The sequence below is a fragment of the Acetobacter cibinongensis genome, from assembly GCF_000963925.1.
Taxonomy (GTDB): Bacteria; Pseudomonadota; Alphaproteobacteria; order Acetobacterales; family Acetobacteraceae; genus Acetobacter; species Acetobacter cibinongensis.
Genome location: NZ_BAMV01000005.1, coordinates 1 through 14,734 on the forward strand (window position 1 = coordinate 1; position 14,734 = coordinate 14,734).

The window sequence follows — 14,734 nt, forward strand, 5'->3', positions numbered from 1 at the left end:
AAAATATTACGTTAACTTTCGGTAGGGTTTTGAGGCTTTAAAATGAAGCGGCCATAAAAAAGGCAGGCTTAACAGCCTGCCCCTTCATAATGTCGGAACCACTCAACAAAGTGGTCTATCCCGTCTTCCAGCACCGTTGTGGGGTGCCACCCTGTCAGGGCCTTGATGTGATCTATGCTAGCCCATGTCATTTCAACATCGGCTTCTGGCCGGGGCAGAAGTTTGAGTTTGGCCTCTTTCCCCAAAGCACATTCTAGCAGGCGTACAAGGTGGCGCACTGATTCTGGCCGATGATTGCCGATATTCAGGACACGGGAGCCACCCTGCTCTGGTGGTTTACCCAGCACAGCCAGAACAGCAGAGACAACGTCGGCTATATACGTGAAGTCTCTTGCCAGAGCATCGCCCTCATACAGTGTTACGTCCTCGCCGCGCATGATGGCGCGTGCAAAGCTGTAATAGGCCATATCTGGCCGACCCCACGGGCCATAGACCGTAAAAAAGCGTAATCCGGTTTGCGGTAACCCATAGAGGTGACTGTACGTGGAGGATGTCAGCTCCCCTGCCCGTTTGGTTACAGCGTAGAAAGAGCCTGGAAGATCGACCGCATCCGTCTCACGGAAAGGAAGGCTGGTATTGCGCCCATAGACAGAAGATGAAGAGGCATAGACCACATGCGCAAGGCGCGGCAGGGTCCGGGCAAATTCTAAAATAGCGACATGCCCCAGCACATTTGAGTGGGCAAACACGGCTGGGTTGGCCATGGAATACCGTACACCGGCCTGCGCAGCCAAATGCAGTACACCCGTAATAGCCTGCTTATAAGGCTGCAAAACATCCAATGCGCCGGGTGCCGCTATATCCTGCTCATAAAATGTGAAAGCAGGATGTGCACGGAGCCGGGCCAACCGGGCCTGTTTGAGGGCCGGAGAATAATAGGTATTCAGGTTATCCATGCCGATAACCTGCACCCCTTTTTCCAGCAACGCCTGACTAACGTGGTACCCCACAAATCCGGCGGCGCCAGTTACTAGAATGGTCACGTTTCTGCCTCATTACAGCCTGTTATGGCTGCATACCGGGACAAGTTGCCTGCTCCTCCGGTGAGAGGCAGGCATTTTGTCCTCAGGATTTTTTAGTCAGTGAGGGGCTTTCAACCTTATCCCCAACCATAATGCCAAGACGCGAAGCCGTACCGCCCGGCAGTTCCAGCGTTGCGGCAGCAGGACCATGGCTGCTGATATGGGCCAGACTGCGTGGCACTGCATTTTCTGCAATAGCCTGAATGCGCTGATCTGGCGCTATAAAGACAATATCCAGCGGTACGAGTGTATTTTCCATCCACATATCACTCTGCTGTGGGGTGGCCCACAGGAACAACATGCCGCTATCTGCCGGAAGCTGTGTGCGGAACATCTCCCCCACCTGCTGCTGGCGCGGCGTGGTTGCGAGTTCTACAGAAAACGCATGGTGACCACTGGTGGAAACAATAGTCAGTTTTTCCTGCGGCAGAGTGGGCTGCGCCTGCGTAGGCTCGCTCATATCCTCAGCCATAGCACGAACGGGGCTGCCCGAAAGAATAGCTGACAGCAGCCCGGCTGCCAGCAGGCCGTAGAGACCTTGTTTCATGAGTAAAACCTCCTTTTAGCCCGCACGAAGAAACGGATTGTTCATGCGTTCAACACCCAAAGAGGTTGAGCCGCCGTGCCCTGGCATAACCACGATATCATCCCCAAGGGGAAGCAGTTTCTCTTTGATAGACTGAATGAGCTGCTGTCCATCCCCATAAGCGAAATCTGTACGGCCTATGGTGCCCCGGAACAGAGTATCCCCCACAAAGGCAACACGGGCTGCTTCATCAACAAAGACAACATGTCCGGGCGTATGGCCGGGAACATGCAATACTTTGAAGGTGCGCCCCAAGAGTTCAAGCGTCTGACCATCGGTTGTATGCTGGTCAACGCGTGCGTTTTCCAGACCTTCCAACCCGAAGTGCTGTGCCTGCGATTCGATGGAGGACAGCAGGAAATCATCCCTTTTGTCCGGCCCTATAACAACAGGGGCCTTACCTTGTGCGTCCTGCATAAGGCGGCACAACGGGGCCACTCCACCTGCATGATCAAGATGCCCATGCGTAAGGAGGATGGCCTCCAACGTCAGGTTCATCTGCTGCATGACCTGCGCCAGAACATCTGCATCCCCTCCGGGGTCAACAACCAGAGCCTGCGCGGTATCCGGGTTCCATAAAACAGAGCAGTTCTGGCGGAATGGCGTCACAGGAACAACCCGTAGTTGCATACCAGGATACGTCAAATGCAAGGCTGTTTTCCTTCCTTTACTCGACACTCAGACTGTCTGAAAAACGATGCGTGACGCAACTGTAATCCTTTCAGCGGCAAACGTCTTGGGGTGCGCATAAAAAAACTGCCAGAGGGTAAAGCCCCCTGGCAGTTTTATAAGCGAACTTTTTACCGTGTTATTAGGCTAGAACGCTCTTCCCTCAGGAAGGAAGCTGCCACCCTGTTGCCGGGATATCGAAGTGGCTGCGTAGTTCGTGTGCCGGAATGTTGGTCAGATCTTTCGGGAAGCTCTTGATCAGCTTGGCCTGAGCAGGCTTGCTCAGATTTTCGCGGATTTCATGCAGCACAGGCGCTGAAGCAGCCAGAACCAGCCCTTCAATCTTGCTGTTCTTCTGCACAGCGGCATTGATGCGATCTGCTACAACGCGGGCAAACGCTTCTTTGGCCTGATCAGCAGGGGTGGAGCCGCTTGGCACTTTGCCGGGCGTACCTTCATGGTCGTGCTGGTCAAAATCCACTACATCGTGCATTTGGCCCTGGGAGTCATGCAGGAAGCGAACTTTACCGCCGTCAGCCACAATATAGACAATCTGGCCATCGCGTGATTCTGACATGAATACTGCTCCTTAAAACGTAGTGTTTGTAATAACTAACGTGGTGTTACCCTTAACTCCTATCAAGAGGGGTGGTTGCAGTGAACCACCGCTGCAAGCAGTTCTGCCCCCGCATTCAGTTCTGCCCCCGCATTCCCTGCATGTGCGAGCACGCTGGAGCCTGATATAAGCTAGCCCCATGACTCTGCCCCCCGCCCCGGATACCGCTGCCATACCTGCCCCCCAATCGCCCATGACTGTGCTTGACCATGCGTTGCTCTGGGCTAACGCAGGGCAAAAGGTTGTGCTTGCAACCGTTGTTGGCACATGGGGAAGTTCCCCCCGGCCAGCCGGAAGCTTTATGGCCATAAGCGAAAACGGGCGCGTTGAAGGCTCTGTCAGTGGTGGGTGTGTTGAGACAGATGTCATCACCACCGCGCAGGAGATTATGGCTGGGGCCACCCCTACTGTTTTATCCTACGGAGTGAGCACGGACAAAGCCTGGGATGTGGGACTGGCCTGTGGTGGCAAACTGGATGTCTGGGTTGAAGCCATACGGAACGAGGCATGCCCTACTGGCACGCTACCTCTGCCACTTTTGACTCAGGCATGTGCTTATCAGGCCAAACGCCAGAGCTGTGTGCTGGCACGTGCGTTGGATGGGTCTGCCCACACTCTGGTAACGCTCCCCATCGCGGCTGGAGACTTGCCAGCCCATATGCCGCCAGACCTTGCCACAGCGGGCTTGACGGAAGGCCGCTGCCTGAACTGGCAGGCCCCTGATGACATAGCGTGGTTTTTGCAGCCGCTTACCCCGGCACCGCGCCTGCTGATTGTTGGGGCTGTTCACATTGCGCAACATCTTGCCCAGATGGCCCGCATGGCCGGGCTTGCGCCGGTTGTGATTGACCCCCGTACAGCGCTGGCAACGGAAGAGCGTTTTCCCGGTTTGCGGCTGGGTAGCACGTTAATAACAGAATGGCCGGATGAGGCACTGGAAACACTAGGCGTGGACAGTATGACCGCCATTGTTACCCTGACGCACGATGCCAAGCTGGATGACCCAACCCTGGAAGCCGCTTTGCAGGGGCCTGCATTTTACATTGGTGCGCTGGGGTCCCGCACCACACAAGCCAGCCGCATGAAACGCTTACGGGCCTGTGGCTTTGGCGAAGACGCATTGAAACGGATTCATGGGCCTGTTGGTCTGGCTATCGGCGCACTGGGCGCTGAGGAAATTGCCCTTTCCATTCTGGCACAGATTGTTGCTGTGCGCCGCAATGCCCCCCTTGCCCAGAACCCCGGATGGTAACCGGACCTAAGCCCTTAGCTGTTGCCATCATACTGGCCGCAGGGCGCTCCAGCCGGACAGCCCCTGCACATAAACTGATTGCGCCAGACGCCAGTGGCCGGGCCATGATTATCCGTACTCTGACCTCTGTCATGGCCAGCAAGGCAGCGCAGACTGTTCTGGTTGTCTCCCCCGACCTGCCTGCCATTCAGCAAAGTGTGCTGGAAGCCTTCCCGGCTCATCCCTCTCTTCATATTTGTACTGCGGAACAGGCAGCCCTTGGGCTTTCGGTCTCACTCCGCACAGGAGTGGAACAGGCAGAGCAGCTCGGAGCGTCCGCCGTGCTCGTCTGTCTGGGGGATATGCCTTTAGTCTCGCCAGCCGTGCTGGATGCCCTGATTGCAACGCAGAACGAGGCCTCTCCGCCCCCGGCAGCGGCACCAGAGTGGCAAGGCCGCCCCGGCAATCCGGTTATCTGGCACAGTAGTCTGTTCCCCGCTTTGAAACAGAGAGAAGGCGACCAAGGCGGTCGATCACTTCTTAAAGCCCTTGGGCCTGCGGTTCGGCTTATTCCAGCCCCACCGGAAGAACTTGTAGATTTTGACACGCCGGAACGTTTGGCCACCTACGCACATTTATAGAGTGTGACGGGAGTTGACCTGCGGCCTGCGCAGCCTCAACACTAACTCTGGCGCCGGCACCATGCCTGGCTCTGTAAACGCCAAACCAAGTGTTAAGAGAACCTGATGAGCAAAATTCTGCGCACCAATCCTAATCCCATTCTCTCCTCCGTCGTGGAGTATCACGGCTTTATTTTCACACAGGGCGTTGTCGCGCAGAACCTTGATCTGGATGCAGAAGGCCAGACCCGTGACATTCTGGCGCAGATTGACAGCCTGCTGGAACAGCACGGCACAGATAACACCCGTATTCTCCAAGCCCAGATCTGGCTGAAGGATATTAACGACCGTGCAGCCCTGAACACAGTGTGGAGCGAATGGCTGCCAGAAAACATGGCCCCTGCCCGCGCCTGTGTTCAGGCCGTTATGGCAGATCCGCGCATGCTGGTTGAGATCATGCTGATCACGACCAAATAAAGCTTGGCCTACCGTGGCGGAGAAGCAAATCGTGGCATCTCCGCCACAGCATGCGCGAATCCCAAGCGCATGGTTTGTTACAACGTCTTGGCTACAACCCCTCCCGTGACCGGAAATCTGGCAACTTCGTGGCGAGTGATAGGAATTTATTCCTATATTTTCTTTCTAGCCGAAGTTTTTCTTGCAAATAGGCGAAAGTCTCTTTTTGACCCGCATTGAGCGCTTGCCTGACTTGCAGAGATGTTTAATAGCTAGATCACCACACCAAAGCTGAATGCCATGCAGGACAGGAAGGTACGCCAAGATGCGAGATGGACGGTCAAATAGCTTGAAATTCAAGATAGCCGCTCTGTCGCTTCTGTCCTTATCCGCCTTTGTTCAGCCTGCTGCAGCAAAAGCTCGGCACGCAGCCAGCGGTGGGCATCACGGCATTCATAAAATCACGTTCTCAGCCCCACATCATGCTAACGTTCGGTATGCAGGCGGACGTGCCCACCCGATTGCCGCACGTCGCTGGCACCGCGGGCATAGTTTTGGTGGTGGTGGTCATGTCATTCAGTGTGTGGCTTATGCCAAAACAGCGTCCGATGTTGTCCTGCATGGCAACGCGCGTGACTGGTGGCATAACGCAGCTGGCGTTTACGAACGTGGTTCTGCTCCGGAAACCGGTAGCGTCCTGAATTTCCGCGGTATTCGCCGCATGCCTCTTGGCCATGTTGCTGTTGTGCGCAGTGTTGTGAACAGCCGCACCATCATTATTGATCAGTCTCATTGGGCGCAGAACGGCATTAGCCACAATACGCCGGTTATTGACGTCTCCCCCAACAATGACTGGTCCGCAGTTCGCGTAGCGCTTAACAACCGCTCCGGCAGCTTTGGCTCCATTTACCCAACCTACGGCTTTATCTATGGCCGTCGCCCCGGTAGCGCCCCTTCTCGCTCCAACGATGTCATGATGGCTTGGTCCAAGAAAACACATGTTGGTCACGCTGCTACACAGTTGGCTCAGGCCCCGGCTAACGCCCAGCCAATTGATGGCCTGAACGAAGCGCAACCCACATTCTCTGGTGACGAAAACTAAGGTTTTCTCCCACACCCTCTTCCTTTCATCCAGTTTTCTGACCCTCCCTGCCCTTTGGCATTGGAGGGTTTTTCTTTGCCACCCTTGGTGAATTTAACGCGAAAAACCGCTCTGGGTTGCCATGTGCAGCATTACAGACCCACAGCACACACCCCCTACCCCAGCAAACTCCTGATAGCTTCCGGCTTAATGAAGGAGCACGCTCCTTCAAAAACTGCTTTGCAATACCTTTATCAGGATCTTTGCAGCCTTCTGTTTGAGGACTAAACGCCGGTGTCATTGCTGTTTACCGTGCCGTGCCTGATTGTTATTGCCAACTGGCTCTGGCCCCTTCCTCTCCCCCTATGGCTTAAGCTGAGCGGTGCCGTACTTATTGGTGCTGGGGCGCATTTTTATACCTGGAGCCGTCTCTCTTCCGGCTCTCCGTTCTCGCCAGAATTTCCCAGGCCGATTGTTATTCTGTTTAACTGGGCTTTTGCGGCCATTGGTTTTCTGGCTGTTTTTCAACTTGTGCTGGATCTGGCAGCCTTGGTGCAGGCTGGCGTGTTGTGGCACATGCCCCACATTCCCACCGCCTTCCGCATCGTGGCTGGCATACTGGCTGCTCTGCTTTCTGCTCTGGGCGTTATCAATGTGGTTCGGGTGCCACCCATAAAAGACATAACCGTTACAATTCCTGGGCTACCTGCATCTTTTGATGGATACCGCCTACTGCAACTGACCGACATGCATATTAGCACGCTGTTTCCGTGCAGTTGGGCGCAAGCTGTAGTGGAGCGTGCCAATACCGCAGGCGCTGACCTGATTGTCGTGACAGGTGATTTTATTGATGGCTCTGTTGCCATGCGCCAGAAAGCATGTGCGCCCCTGCATGCCCTCTCTGCGCCAGACGGTGTTTTTGCCGTGCCGGGTAACCATGAATATTTCTTCGATTATACGGAATGGATGCAGCACCTCTCGGCGCTCGGGTTCCAGCTTTTGCTAAACACCCACACTGTAATAACCCGTGGAGACGATAAACTGACAGTGGCAGGTGTCACGGACCTCTCTGCCCCGCAGCATGATCAGGCCGGACCTGACCTTGCCGCCGCATTGCGGAACGCCCCACCAAATGCGCCTATTATTCTGCTAGACCACCAACCACGCCAGGCTTTGCTTGCAGCCCAACAGGGGATTGCCTTGCAACTTTCCGGCCATACACATGGCGGCATGATCAAAGGACTGGACTGGTTGGTAGCGCGTGCCAACAAAGGGTTTGTTTCTGGTATCTACACAGTGGGCAGCATGACGCTCTATGTCAGCAACGGCACAGGGCTTTGGCCAGGGTTTGCCTTAAGGCTGGGCGTTCCCCCTGAAATGACCAGAATTTCCCTGCGATCAGACGCGATAACGAGCTAAGACTCGTTCCGTCAAAGCTGAAGCCCCAAACGCGGACCAAGCCACGTCAGCACACTATAAAGGCAGATGGTCACGCACAGCCTGCCAACAGAGCGTACCAGAACCCTACACCGTGCCGTAAAAGTGCGGGGATAAGCAAAAACATGGGAAGTGACGGAATAACATACCAGAAGGTTGCTCCCGCATGAGCCGCCATGTTTTGCGGGTCTGGTTTTTCAACCCATAGCCAGATCATGCCCAAGACAGACACCAGCGGCAGAGACGCCACAAGAGCCCCTACGCCCGGATACCGTTTTGCTACTGTTGACGCGATAGCAATTAAAATGCCCGAAAGCGCGGCTTTAAGGACAAGATACAGCATAGTGCGCCCTCATTCTCTGGCGTAAAAACAGGGCACCCGGATGGGTGCGCTGCCCATAAAAAAGGGCGCCCACAGGAGCGCCCTTTTTCAAAAACCATAACCCGTAAACTTCTTTATTCCATCCATTCCGAAATATCGGGGCAGGAACAGACAAGGTTTCGGTCACCGTGGGCATTATCAATACGGCTGACAGTTGGCCAGTATTTACGGCTTGGGTTAACACCCGGCGGGAAGCAGGCTTCCTGACGGGTATAAGTGTGGGGCCACGGCTCAACCGTTACCATAGCGCCCGTATGGGGCGCGTGACGCAACGGGGAGTGTTCGGCTGTTAAAACACCTGCCTCAATAGCCCGAACTTCGTCCCGAATTGCGAGCATGGCATCACAAAAACGGTCCAGTTCGGCTTTGCCTTCGGACTCTGTCGGCTCAATCATGAAAGTACCGGCCACAGGAAAACTGACGGTCGGCGCATGGAAACCGTAATCTACCAGGCGTTTGGCAATATCATCGACCGTGACACCAAAAGCGTCTTTTAAGGGGCGCAGGTCAATAATGCATTCATGGGCCACACGACCTTTGCCCCCACGGTACAGAACCGGGTACGCATCCACCAGACGGCTGACAATGTAGTTGGCATTAAGAATGGCGACTTCTGTGGCGCGCTTCAGCCCTTCATCCCCCATCAGACGAATATAGGCCCATGAGATAGGGAGGATGGAGGCAGACCCATACGGGGCCGCACTCACCGCTAGCGTTGTGCCTGCATCTGCCGGGTTGCCGGGCAGAAAGTCTTTCAGATGTGCACGTACACCGATAGGCCCCATGCCTGGGCCACCGCCACCATGTGGAATACAGAATGTTTTGTGCAGGTTGAAATGGCTGACATCGCCGCCGTAATCAGCCGGGCGCGCCAGACCAACCTGAGCGTTCATGTTTGCGCCGTCAACATAGACCTGCCCTCCGGCCTCGTGCACCAGATCACAGATTTCACGCATGCTTTCTTCAAAAACACCGTGGGTAGACGGATAGGTAATCATGACAGCGGAGAGAGTGGCGGCATGTGCTGCCACTTTTTCCCGCATGTCGGTCAGGTCAATATTACCGTCTGTGTCGCACTTGACCACAACAACCTTCATGCCTGCCATCTGGGCGGAAGCCGGGTTGGTGCCATGGGCGGAAGCCGGAATAAGGCAGACTGTCCGGTTGGCCTGCCCGCGGGCGCGGTGATAGGCGCTAATGGCCAGAAGGCCCGCATACTCGCCTTGCGCACCAGAGTTCGGCTGGAAGGACACGGCATCATAACCGCTAATGGCGCACAGCCATTTTTCAAGGTCTGTAAACAGGGCTTGATAGCCTGCTGTCTGTTCCGCCGGGGCAAATGGATGAATGTCACAGAAACCGGGCCAGGTGATGGGCAGCATTTCCACCGTGGCATTCAGCTTCATGGTGCAGGAACCAAGCGGAATCATCGTCCGGTCAAGCGCCAGATCTTTATCAGACAAGCGGCGCAGATAACGCAGCATGTCAGTCTCTGATTGGCAAGAACTGAAAACGGACTGTGTCAGGAAAGCCGACTGACGGACCAGTTCTGCCGGAATAGCCTGTGTTGCCGGTGCAAGTGCCTTTGCCATGGTCTCTACCCGCCCCTGCTCCGTGCAGAAAGCAGACCAGACAGCAAGGACCGTGTCAGGTGTGGTTGTTTCATCCAGGCTCAGCCCAAGACGACCCTGACCAACATCCCGCAGGTTGATCCCGGCAGACCGGGCGCGTGCCAGAATATCGGCCGCACCGCCACCAACCTGCACGGTCAGTGTGTCAAAGAAGTGCTCTGTCTCCACCGCAACGCCCAGCGCCCGCAGGCCCTCTGCCAGTGTGGTGGTCAGGCCATGTACGCGGCGGGCAATGGCTTTCAGGCCTTCCGGACCATGATAGACGGCATACATACCTGCAATAACCGCCAGCAATACCTGCGCCGTGCAGATGTTGGAGGTCGCTTTTTCACGCCGGATATGCTGTTCGCGGGTTTGCAGAGCCAAACGGTAAGCGGGACGCCCCTGACTATCCACCGATACCCCGACCAGACGCCCCGGCAGATTGCGCTTCCAGGCATCACGCACCGCCATATAGGCCGCGTGCGGGCCACCAAAGCCCATGGGAATCCCAAAGCGTTGGGTAGAGCCAATAGCAATATCAGCCCCCAACTCACCGGGGGAGGTCAGAAGGGTAAGAGCCAGCGGGTCTGCTGCCATAACGGCAATGCCACCGGCGGCATGCAGGGCTTCAATAGCCGCGCGGGGATTTTTGAGGGCACCGGTTGTGCCGGGATACTGGAATAAGGCCCCAAATACTTCCGCAGCATGCAGGTCTGTATCTGGTGCACCAACAACCAGCGCAATACCCAGAGGTTCTGCACGGGTTTTGAGAACAGCCAAAGTCTGGGGGTGTGTTTCAGCATCTACAAAAAATGCTGTTGCCTTGGATTTTGCAACACGATGCGCCATTGCCATGGCTTCAGCCGCCGCAGTGGCTTCATCCAGCAGGGATGCGTTGGCAATATCCAGCCCGGTCAGCTCAGTAATCATGGTCTGGAAGTTCAGCAGAGCTTCCAGACGGCCCTGACTGATTTCAGGCTGGTAGGGGGTGTACGCTGTGTACCAGGCTGGGTTTTCCAGAATATTGCGCTGTATGACAGCAGGCAGAACCGTGCCGTAGTAACCCTGCCCGATCAGCGAGGTCATGACCTGATTCTGGCCTGCCAGTTTACGCAGATGAGCCAGAACTTCCCCTTCACTCCAGCCTGCTCCAATGCCCATTGGCTGAGCTATACGGATATCGGCAGGAAGGGTCTGCTCCATCAGAGCGTCCAGAGTGGGCGCACCCACGACCTCCAGCATGGTCGCAACGTCCTGACGTGACGGGCCAATATGGCGGGGCACAAAGCTGCCTGCCTCTGTCTTCAAACCAGAAAAAGCCGGGAGACTATCAGCAGAAGAGGCAGGAGAACGGTCCGGACCGGAAGCGAGCGTAAACATACAGAGCAATCCTGAAGAGGTGCCAGAGTAACCAAGCACTGGCAGCACAACACAAGAGAAACCCTGCCCGCAGCACCTGCCTGAGCAGGCGTGCTGCAAGACAGGGTAATGCGGGTTTTAACCGACGAAGGCCGCGTAAGCGTCTGCGTCCATCAGCCCGGCAAGCTGGTCAGCATTCGTAATGCGGAACTTGAGAATCCAGCCTTCGCCTTCCGGGTCTGAGCTGACGCGGGCTGGGTCTTCTGCCAGAGCAGCATTGCCTTCCAGCACAACGCCATCAACAGGCGCGTAAATGTCGGATGCGGCTTTAACGGATTCAACCACAGCGACAGATTCACCGGCGGTTACTTCCGTTCCGGCATCACGGCTTTCAACAAATACCAGCTCGCCCAGTTCCTCGGCAGCATGTTTGGTAATGCCAACAACTGCGGCATCGCCTTCAACGCGCAACCATTCATGTTCTTTAGTAAAATAGAGAGACATGCCTTAACGCTCCTTGAAAAAAGGCATTTGAAAACAAAACCGAAAACTGATTACCGCTTGAAGCGGGCTGGCACGAACGGCAGAGCCTTCACGGTTGCGGGCACGGCACGGCCGCGTAGTTCCGCAAACAGTGCAGTATCTGGCGCTGCGTGTGAGACCGCCACATAGCCCATGGCCACTGGTGCTTCGAGCGTGGGCCCGAATGCACCGGAGGTAACCCGGCCAATGGAATCCTCAAATGTGGCGTCAGCGTATAAAGGTGCGTCATGACGTACCGGAGCACGGCCTTCTGGCAGCAGCCCCACGCGGCGATGGGTGACACCATTTTCAAGCTGGCCGAGAATAACATCGGCTCCCGGAAATCCGCCCTCGCGCTTGCCACCTTTGCGGCGCGTTTTCTGGATGGACCATTCCAAAGCGGCTTCTACCGGCGTTGTGTTCTCATCAATATCCGCCCCGTACAGGCATAAGCCGGCCTCAAGGCGCAGGCTGTCACGCGCGCCAAGGCCGATGGGTTTTACGGACGGATGTTTCAGCAGTGCCCGCGCAATGCGGGAGGCATCCATGGCTGGAACGGAAATTTCAAACCCGTCCTCCCCGGTATAGCCAGAGCGGGAAATGACACAGCTTGCGCCGTCAACATCCAGCTCACGCACATCCATAAAAGCCATTTCTTTGACATCGGGTGCCAACGTGGCCAAAGCCAGTTCTGCTTCCGGGCCCTGCAAGGCCAGCAGTGCACGTTCTTCCAGCGGTTCGACCAGACATTCGCCCAGTTCGTTTTGTAGAAGTTCAATGTCCTGCGCTTTGCACGCAGCATTGACCACCAATATCAGCGCATCATCCAGCCGCGCGACCATCAGGTCGTCCAGAATGCCGCCTTGGGCATTGGTAAACTGGGTATAACGCTGGCGGCCATTTTTAAGGGACAGAATGTCGGCTGGCACAAGGCGCTCAAGGGCCAGGGCTGTTTCTTCCACCCCACCCGAACGCGCCAGCAGACGTACCTGCCCCATATGGGAGACATCAAACAGGCCTGCGTGTTCCCGCACATGGCGGTGCTCCGCCATAATACCATCTGCATACTGCAACGGCATGGCATAGCCTGCAAAAGGCACCATTTTACCGCCAGCATCTTCATGGAAAGAATAAAGGGGAGTGTGAAGTAGAGAGTCAGTGCTCATGCACACAGGCCTTGCGTAAAAGGACAGGGGCACGTGCACACTCTGAAGACCGTTGCGAGCAACAGAACGTAGTGAGAGGCCCCGGACCAAAAGTGATGGTATCCGTCTGCCCCATCTGTTCTTTTGCCTGAGATCGCTATCCCGTCGGCGGGTGCTTGTGGCACCTCTCTCCAGAAGTTCAGTGTGCAGGGTCCTTTTGCCTGAGAGTTTCCGGGGCGGTTGCTCCTTCGGCGCTGGCGCAGGGCCAGTCTCTCCCTCTACACACTGAGTTTCCTGACATCATTACGGTGCCAAGTCAATCAGCAGGCAGCGTGTTTATCTGCCTGCTGGTCAGCCTGCTTTATTTGGGCAGGTGTTTGGCAATGTAAGGCGGCAGGTTGAAAGACCCGACATGGATTTCGGGTGTCCAGTACTGGGTATTTCCCAGAATCCCTGCCTGCTGGGCGCGGGTGCGCACAGCCTCTACACTCTGCCCCGCCGGGCTTTTGCCTTTGGCTGCAATACCAAGTGTCATGAAGCCGCCAACATAGGTTGGGACTGCGGCCACATAGGCAGACACGTGCGGGAAAAATTTGGCACGACGCACACTGGTTTCATGCAGTTCATCCGCCTGCATGAACGGTACGCCACACTGGTTTACAATCAGGCCGTCCGCGGTGAGAATCCGGGCACAATGCTCATAGAACGAGTCTGTAAACAGGACTTCACCCACACCGATGGGGTCTGTGCTGTCCACAATAATGACATCGAACGATCCGTCAGCCGCCTTGGCGACATAGTCGATCCCGTCCCCTACAATCACTTCTGCACGGGGGTTGGTCCAGGCATCACCGGCAATACTGGGCAGATGCTTTTTGGAAAGCTCGATCACCGCGCCGTCAATCTCAACCATGACGGCTTTTTCAACGCCCGGATGTTCCAGCACGCGGCGCAGAACACCCCCATCGCCCGCGCCGATAATCAGGACGGAGCGTGGCGCACCATGCGTAAACAGGGGCACATGGGTGAGCATTTCTTGGTACACAAACTCATCACGCTCGGTAATCTGCACCACGCCATCAAGCATAAGCACACGACCGTGGGAGTCACTCTCGAAAACAACGATATCCTGAAACGGGCTTTTGGTACGCGCCAGTTCCTTGGTGATACGGAAGCGTTGGCCCCAGCTATCGTAAAGGGTTTCTTCAATCCAGTGCTGTGTCATGTGTCTCTTTCATCCAAATACACGAACAGGGTCAGGACAGGATTGATCTCAACCCCACCCTGCCCCTGTCGGGACGCCAGAATTTAGCGGACTATGTTCCCTTACCGGGTAACACGCCCACGGCGCTGCTCATCCACCTCAACAGCCTGTGCCTGGAACAGGCGCTGCATGACGGGAATGGCAAGGTGCGGGTCACATGCGCCGCACATGAAGATATCCACCGCGGCGAAGCTACGCTCGGGCCATGTGTGGATGGAAATGTGGCTCTCAGCCAGAACAACCACACCAGAAACGCCACCGTTAGGCGTAAAATGGTGGAAATGGCTGTGCAGAATGGTTGCACCTGCGGCAACAGCTGCTTCGCACAGTGTCCGGTCTATTTTTTCCGGATCGTCCAGATTCGTGGCATCCCACAAATCCACCAGCAGGTGTGTACCTGCAAATTTTTCGCCGTCTTTTTCGACGAAGTAGTCCTTACGATCATCGTCAGACGGGACCGTAACAGAAGATGCCTGGTTATTGCTCGGGAGTTCCGAGACCATCCCCAGTTGAGCAAGTGCGTTCATTGACGTACCCCCAAACCAGTAGATAGCCTGTTGGGCTAAATCGCCCCCTTGGGCCAAGAGCGCCCGTCACTAAGTGCTTCTGGCGTCTATGACAAGCCTTTTTTGTTTAAATTTTTGCCGCACCCCGAAGGCATTTTACCAAAA

At 55.7% G+C, this 14,734-nt stretch carries 14 protein-coding genes, 1 pseudogene and 1 riboswitch; of the genes and pseudogenes, 5 read left to right on the forward strand and 10 right to left on the reverse strand.

Translation table 11 applies throughout. The features are described from left to right. Positions 1 to 68 precede the first annotated feature (68 nt). The 4 genes from Abci_RS02085 to Abci_RS02100 all read right to left on the reverse strand — a co-directional run bounded on the left by Abci_RS02085 (position 69) and on the right by Abci_RS02100 (position 2,914). Positions 69 to 1,043: an NAD-dependent epimerase/dehydratase family protein gene (locus tag Abci_RS02085; RefSeq protein WP_048837510.1), complete on the reverse strand. Its 975-nt coding sequence runs from the start codon at positions 1,041 to 1,043 to the stop codon at positions 69 to 71. Between the two features lie 82 nt (positions 1,044 to 1,125). Beyond that, the gene (locus Abci_RS02090) at positions 1,126 to 1,629 is read right to left on the reverse strand and encodes a DUF192 domain-containing protein (RefSeq protein ID WP_048837511.1); all 504 of its coding nucleotides are present in this window, start codon (positions 1,627 to 1,629) and stop codon (positions 1,126 to 1,128) included. 15 nt (positions 1,630 to 1,644) lie between these two features. Further along, positions 1,645 to 2,319, reverse strand: a complete 675-nt coding sequence (locus tag Abci_RS02095) for an MBL fold metallo-hydrolase (protein ID WP_084597483.1) — start codon at positions 2,317 to 2,319, stop codon at positions 1,645 to 1,647. Positions 2,320 to 2,500: 181 nt separating this feature from the next. Further along, the gene (locus Abci_RS02100; RefSeq protein WP_048837513.1) at positions 2,501 to 2,914 is read right to left on the reverse strand and encodes a host attachment protein; all 414 of its coding nucleotides are present in this window, start codon (positions 2,912 to 2,914) and stop codon (positions 2,501 to 2,503) included. A 232-nt stretch (positions 2,915 to 3,146) separates the two neighbouring features. On the opposite strand from Abci_RS02100, the gene Abci_RS02105 reads away from it, so the two are divergent. From Abci_RS02105 to Abci_RS02125, 5 genes are all read left to right on the forward strand, one after another. Next, on the forward strand, positions 3,147 to 4,205 hold the full coding sequence (locus tag Abci_RS02105; RefSeq protein ID WP_048837606.1) for an XdhC family protein: 1,059 nt from the start codon (positions 3,147 to 3,149) through the stop codon (positions 4,203 to 4,205). Continuing rightward, positions 4,199 to 4,825 carry a nucleotidyltransferase family protein gene (locus tag Abci_RS02110; protein WP_048837514.1) on the forward strand — a complete coding sequence of 209 codons (627 nt, stop codon included), beginning with the start codon at positions 4,199 to 4,201 and terminating at the stop codon, positions 4,823 to 4,825. Before Abci_RS02105 ends, Abci_RS02110 begins: the two co-directional genes overlap by 7 nt. Positions 4,826 to 4,930: 105 nt before the next feature. Then, a complete protein-coding gene (locus Abci_RS02115) occupies positions 4,931 to 5,281 on the forward strand; it encodes a RidA family protein (RefSeq protein ID WP_048837515.1) in 351 nt (116 codons plus the stop codon). A gap of 304 nt (positions 5,282 to 5,585) precedes the next feature. Next, a complete protein-coding gene (locus Abci_RS02120; RefSeq protein ID WP_048837516.1) occupies positions 5,586 to 6,362 on the forward strand; it encodes a CHAP domain-containing protein in 777 nt (258 codons plus the stop codon). A 273-nt stretch (positions 6,363 to 6,635) separates the two neighbouring features. Then, a complete protein-coding gene (locus Abci_RS02125; protein WP_048837517.1) occupies positions 6,636 to 7,760 on the forward strand; it encodes a metallophosphoesterase in 1,125 nt (374 codons plus the stop codon). Between the two features lie 11 nt (positions 7,761 to 7,771). Here the strand turns inward: Abci_RS02125 and Abci_RS02130 are convergent. The 6 genes and pseudogenes from Abci_RS02130 to speD all read right to left on the reverse strand — a co-directional run bounded on the left by Abci_RS02130 (position 7,772) and on the right by speD (position 14,590). Further along, positions 7,772 to 8,121, reverse strand: a pseudogene (locus Abci_RS02130) (DUF3147 family protein). Between the two features lie 113 nt (positions 8,122 to 8,234). After that, positions 8,235 to 11,153 (reverse strand): aminomethyl-transferring glycine dehydrogenase, encoded by a 2,919-nt coding sequence (gcvP, locus tag Abci_RS02135; protein WP_084597484.1) that lies wholly within the window; start codon positions 11,151 to 11,153, stop codon positions 8,235 to 8,237. Positions 11,154 to 11,270: 117 nt separating this feature from the next. Next, positions 11,271 to 11,636, reverse strand: coding sequence for a glycine cleavage system protein GcvH (gcvH, locus tag Abci_RS02140; protein WP_048837518.1), 366 nt, complete (start codon positions 11,634 to 11,636; stop codon positions 11,271 to 11,273). Between the two features lie 50 nt (positions 11,637 to 11,686). Next, complete coding sequence (gene gcvT, locus Abci_RS02145; protein WP_048837519.1) at positions 11,687 to 12,820, reverse strand: glycine cleavage system aminomethyltransferase GcvT; 1,134 nt, start codon at positions 12,818 to 12,820, stop codon at positions 11,687 to 11,689. 179 nt (positions 12,821 to 12,999) lie between these two features. Continuing rightward, a riboswitch (glycine riboswitch) is annotated at positions 13,000 to 13,087 on the reverse strand. Positions 13,088 to 13,160: 73 nt separating this feature from the next. After that, positions 13,161 to 14,024 carry a polyamine aminopropyltransferase gene (gene speE / locus Abci_RS02150; RefSeq protein WP_048837520.1) on the reverse strand — a complete coding sequence of 288 codons (864 nt, stop codon included), beginning with the start codon at positions 14,022 to 14,024 and terminating at the stop codon, positions 13,161 to 13,163. Positions 14,025 to 14,125: 101 nt separating this feature from the next. Continuing rightward, positions 14,126 to 14,590 (reverse strand): adenosylmethionine decarboxylase, encoded by a 465-nt coding sequence (speD, locus tag Abci_RS02155; protein ID WP_048837521.1) that lies wholly within the window; start codon positions 14,588 to 14,590, stop codon positions 14,126 to 14,128. Positions 14,591 to 14,734: the final 144 nt, after the last annotated feature.

Bases quoted from the DNA above. Each gene is read 5' to 3' on its own strand.
- Abci_RS02090 (WP_048837511.1), bottom strand. From the start codon at position 1,629: ATGAAACAAGGTCTCTACGGCCTGCTGGCAGCCGGGCTGCTGTCAGCT.
- Abci_RS02100 (WP_048837513.1), bottom strand. From the start codon at position 2,914: ATGTCAGAATCACGCGATGGCCAGATTGTCTATATTGTGGCTGACGGC.
- Abci_RS02105 (WP_048837606.1), top strand. From the start codon at position 3,147: ATGACTGTGCTTGACCATGCGTTGCTCTGGGCTAACGCAGGGCAAAAG.
- Abci_RS02110 (WP_048837514.1), top strand. From the start codon at position 4,199: ATGGTAACCGGACCTAAGCCCTTAGCTGTTGCCATCATACTGGCCGCA.
- Abci_RS02115 (WP_048837515.1), top strand. From the start codon at position 4,931: ATGAGCAAAATTCTGCGCACCAATCCTAATCCCATTCTCTCCTCCGTC.
- Abci_RS02120 (WP_048837516.1), top strand. From the start codon at position 5,586: ATGCGAGATGGACGGTCAAATAGCTTGAAATTCAAGATAGCCGCTCTG.
- gcvP (WP_084597484.1), bottom strand. From the start codon at position 11,153: ATGTTTACGCTCGCTTCCGGTCCGGACCGTTCTCCTGCCTCTTCTGCT.
- gcvH (WP_048837518.1), bottom strand. From the start codon at position 11,636: ATGTCTCTCTATTTTACTAAAGAACATGAATGGTTGCGCGTTGAAGGC.
- gcvT (WP_048837519.1), bottom strand. From the start codon at position 12,820: ATGAGCACTGACTCTCTACTTCACACTCCCCTTTATTCTTTCCATGAA.
- speE (WP_048837520.1), bottom strand. From the start codon at position 14,024: ATGACACAGCACTGGATTGAAGAAACCCTTTACGATAGCTGGGGCCAA.
- speD (WP_048837521.1), bottom strand. From the start codon at position 14,590: ATGAACGCACTTGCTCAACTGGGGATGGTCTCGGAACTCCCGAGCAAT.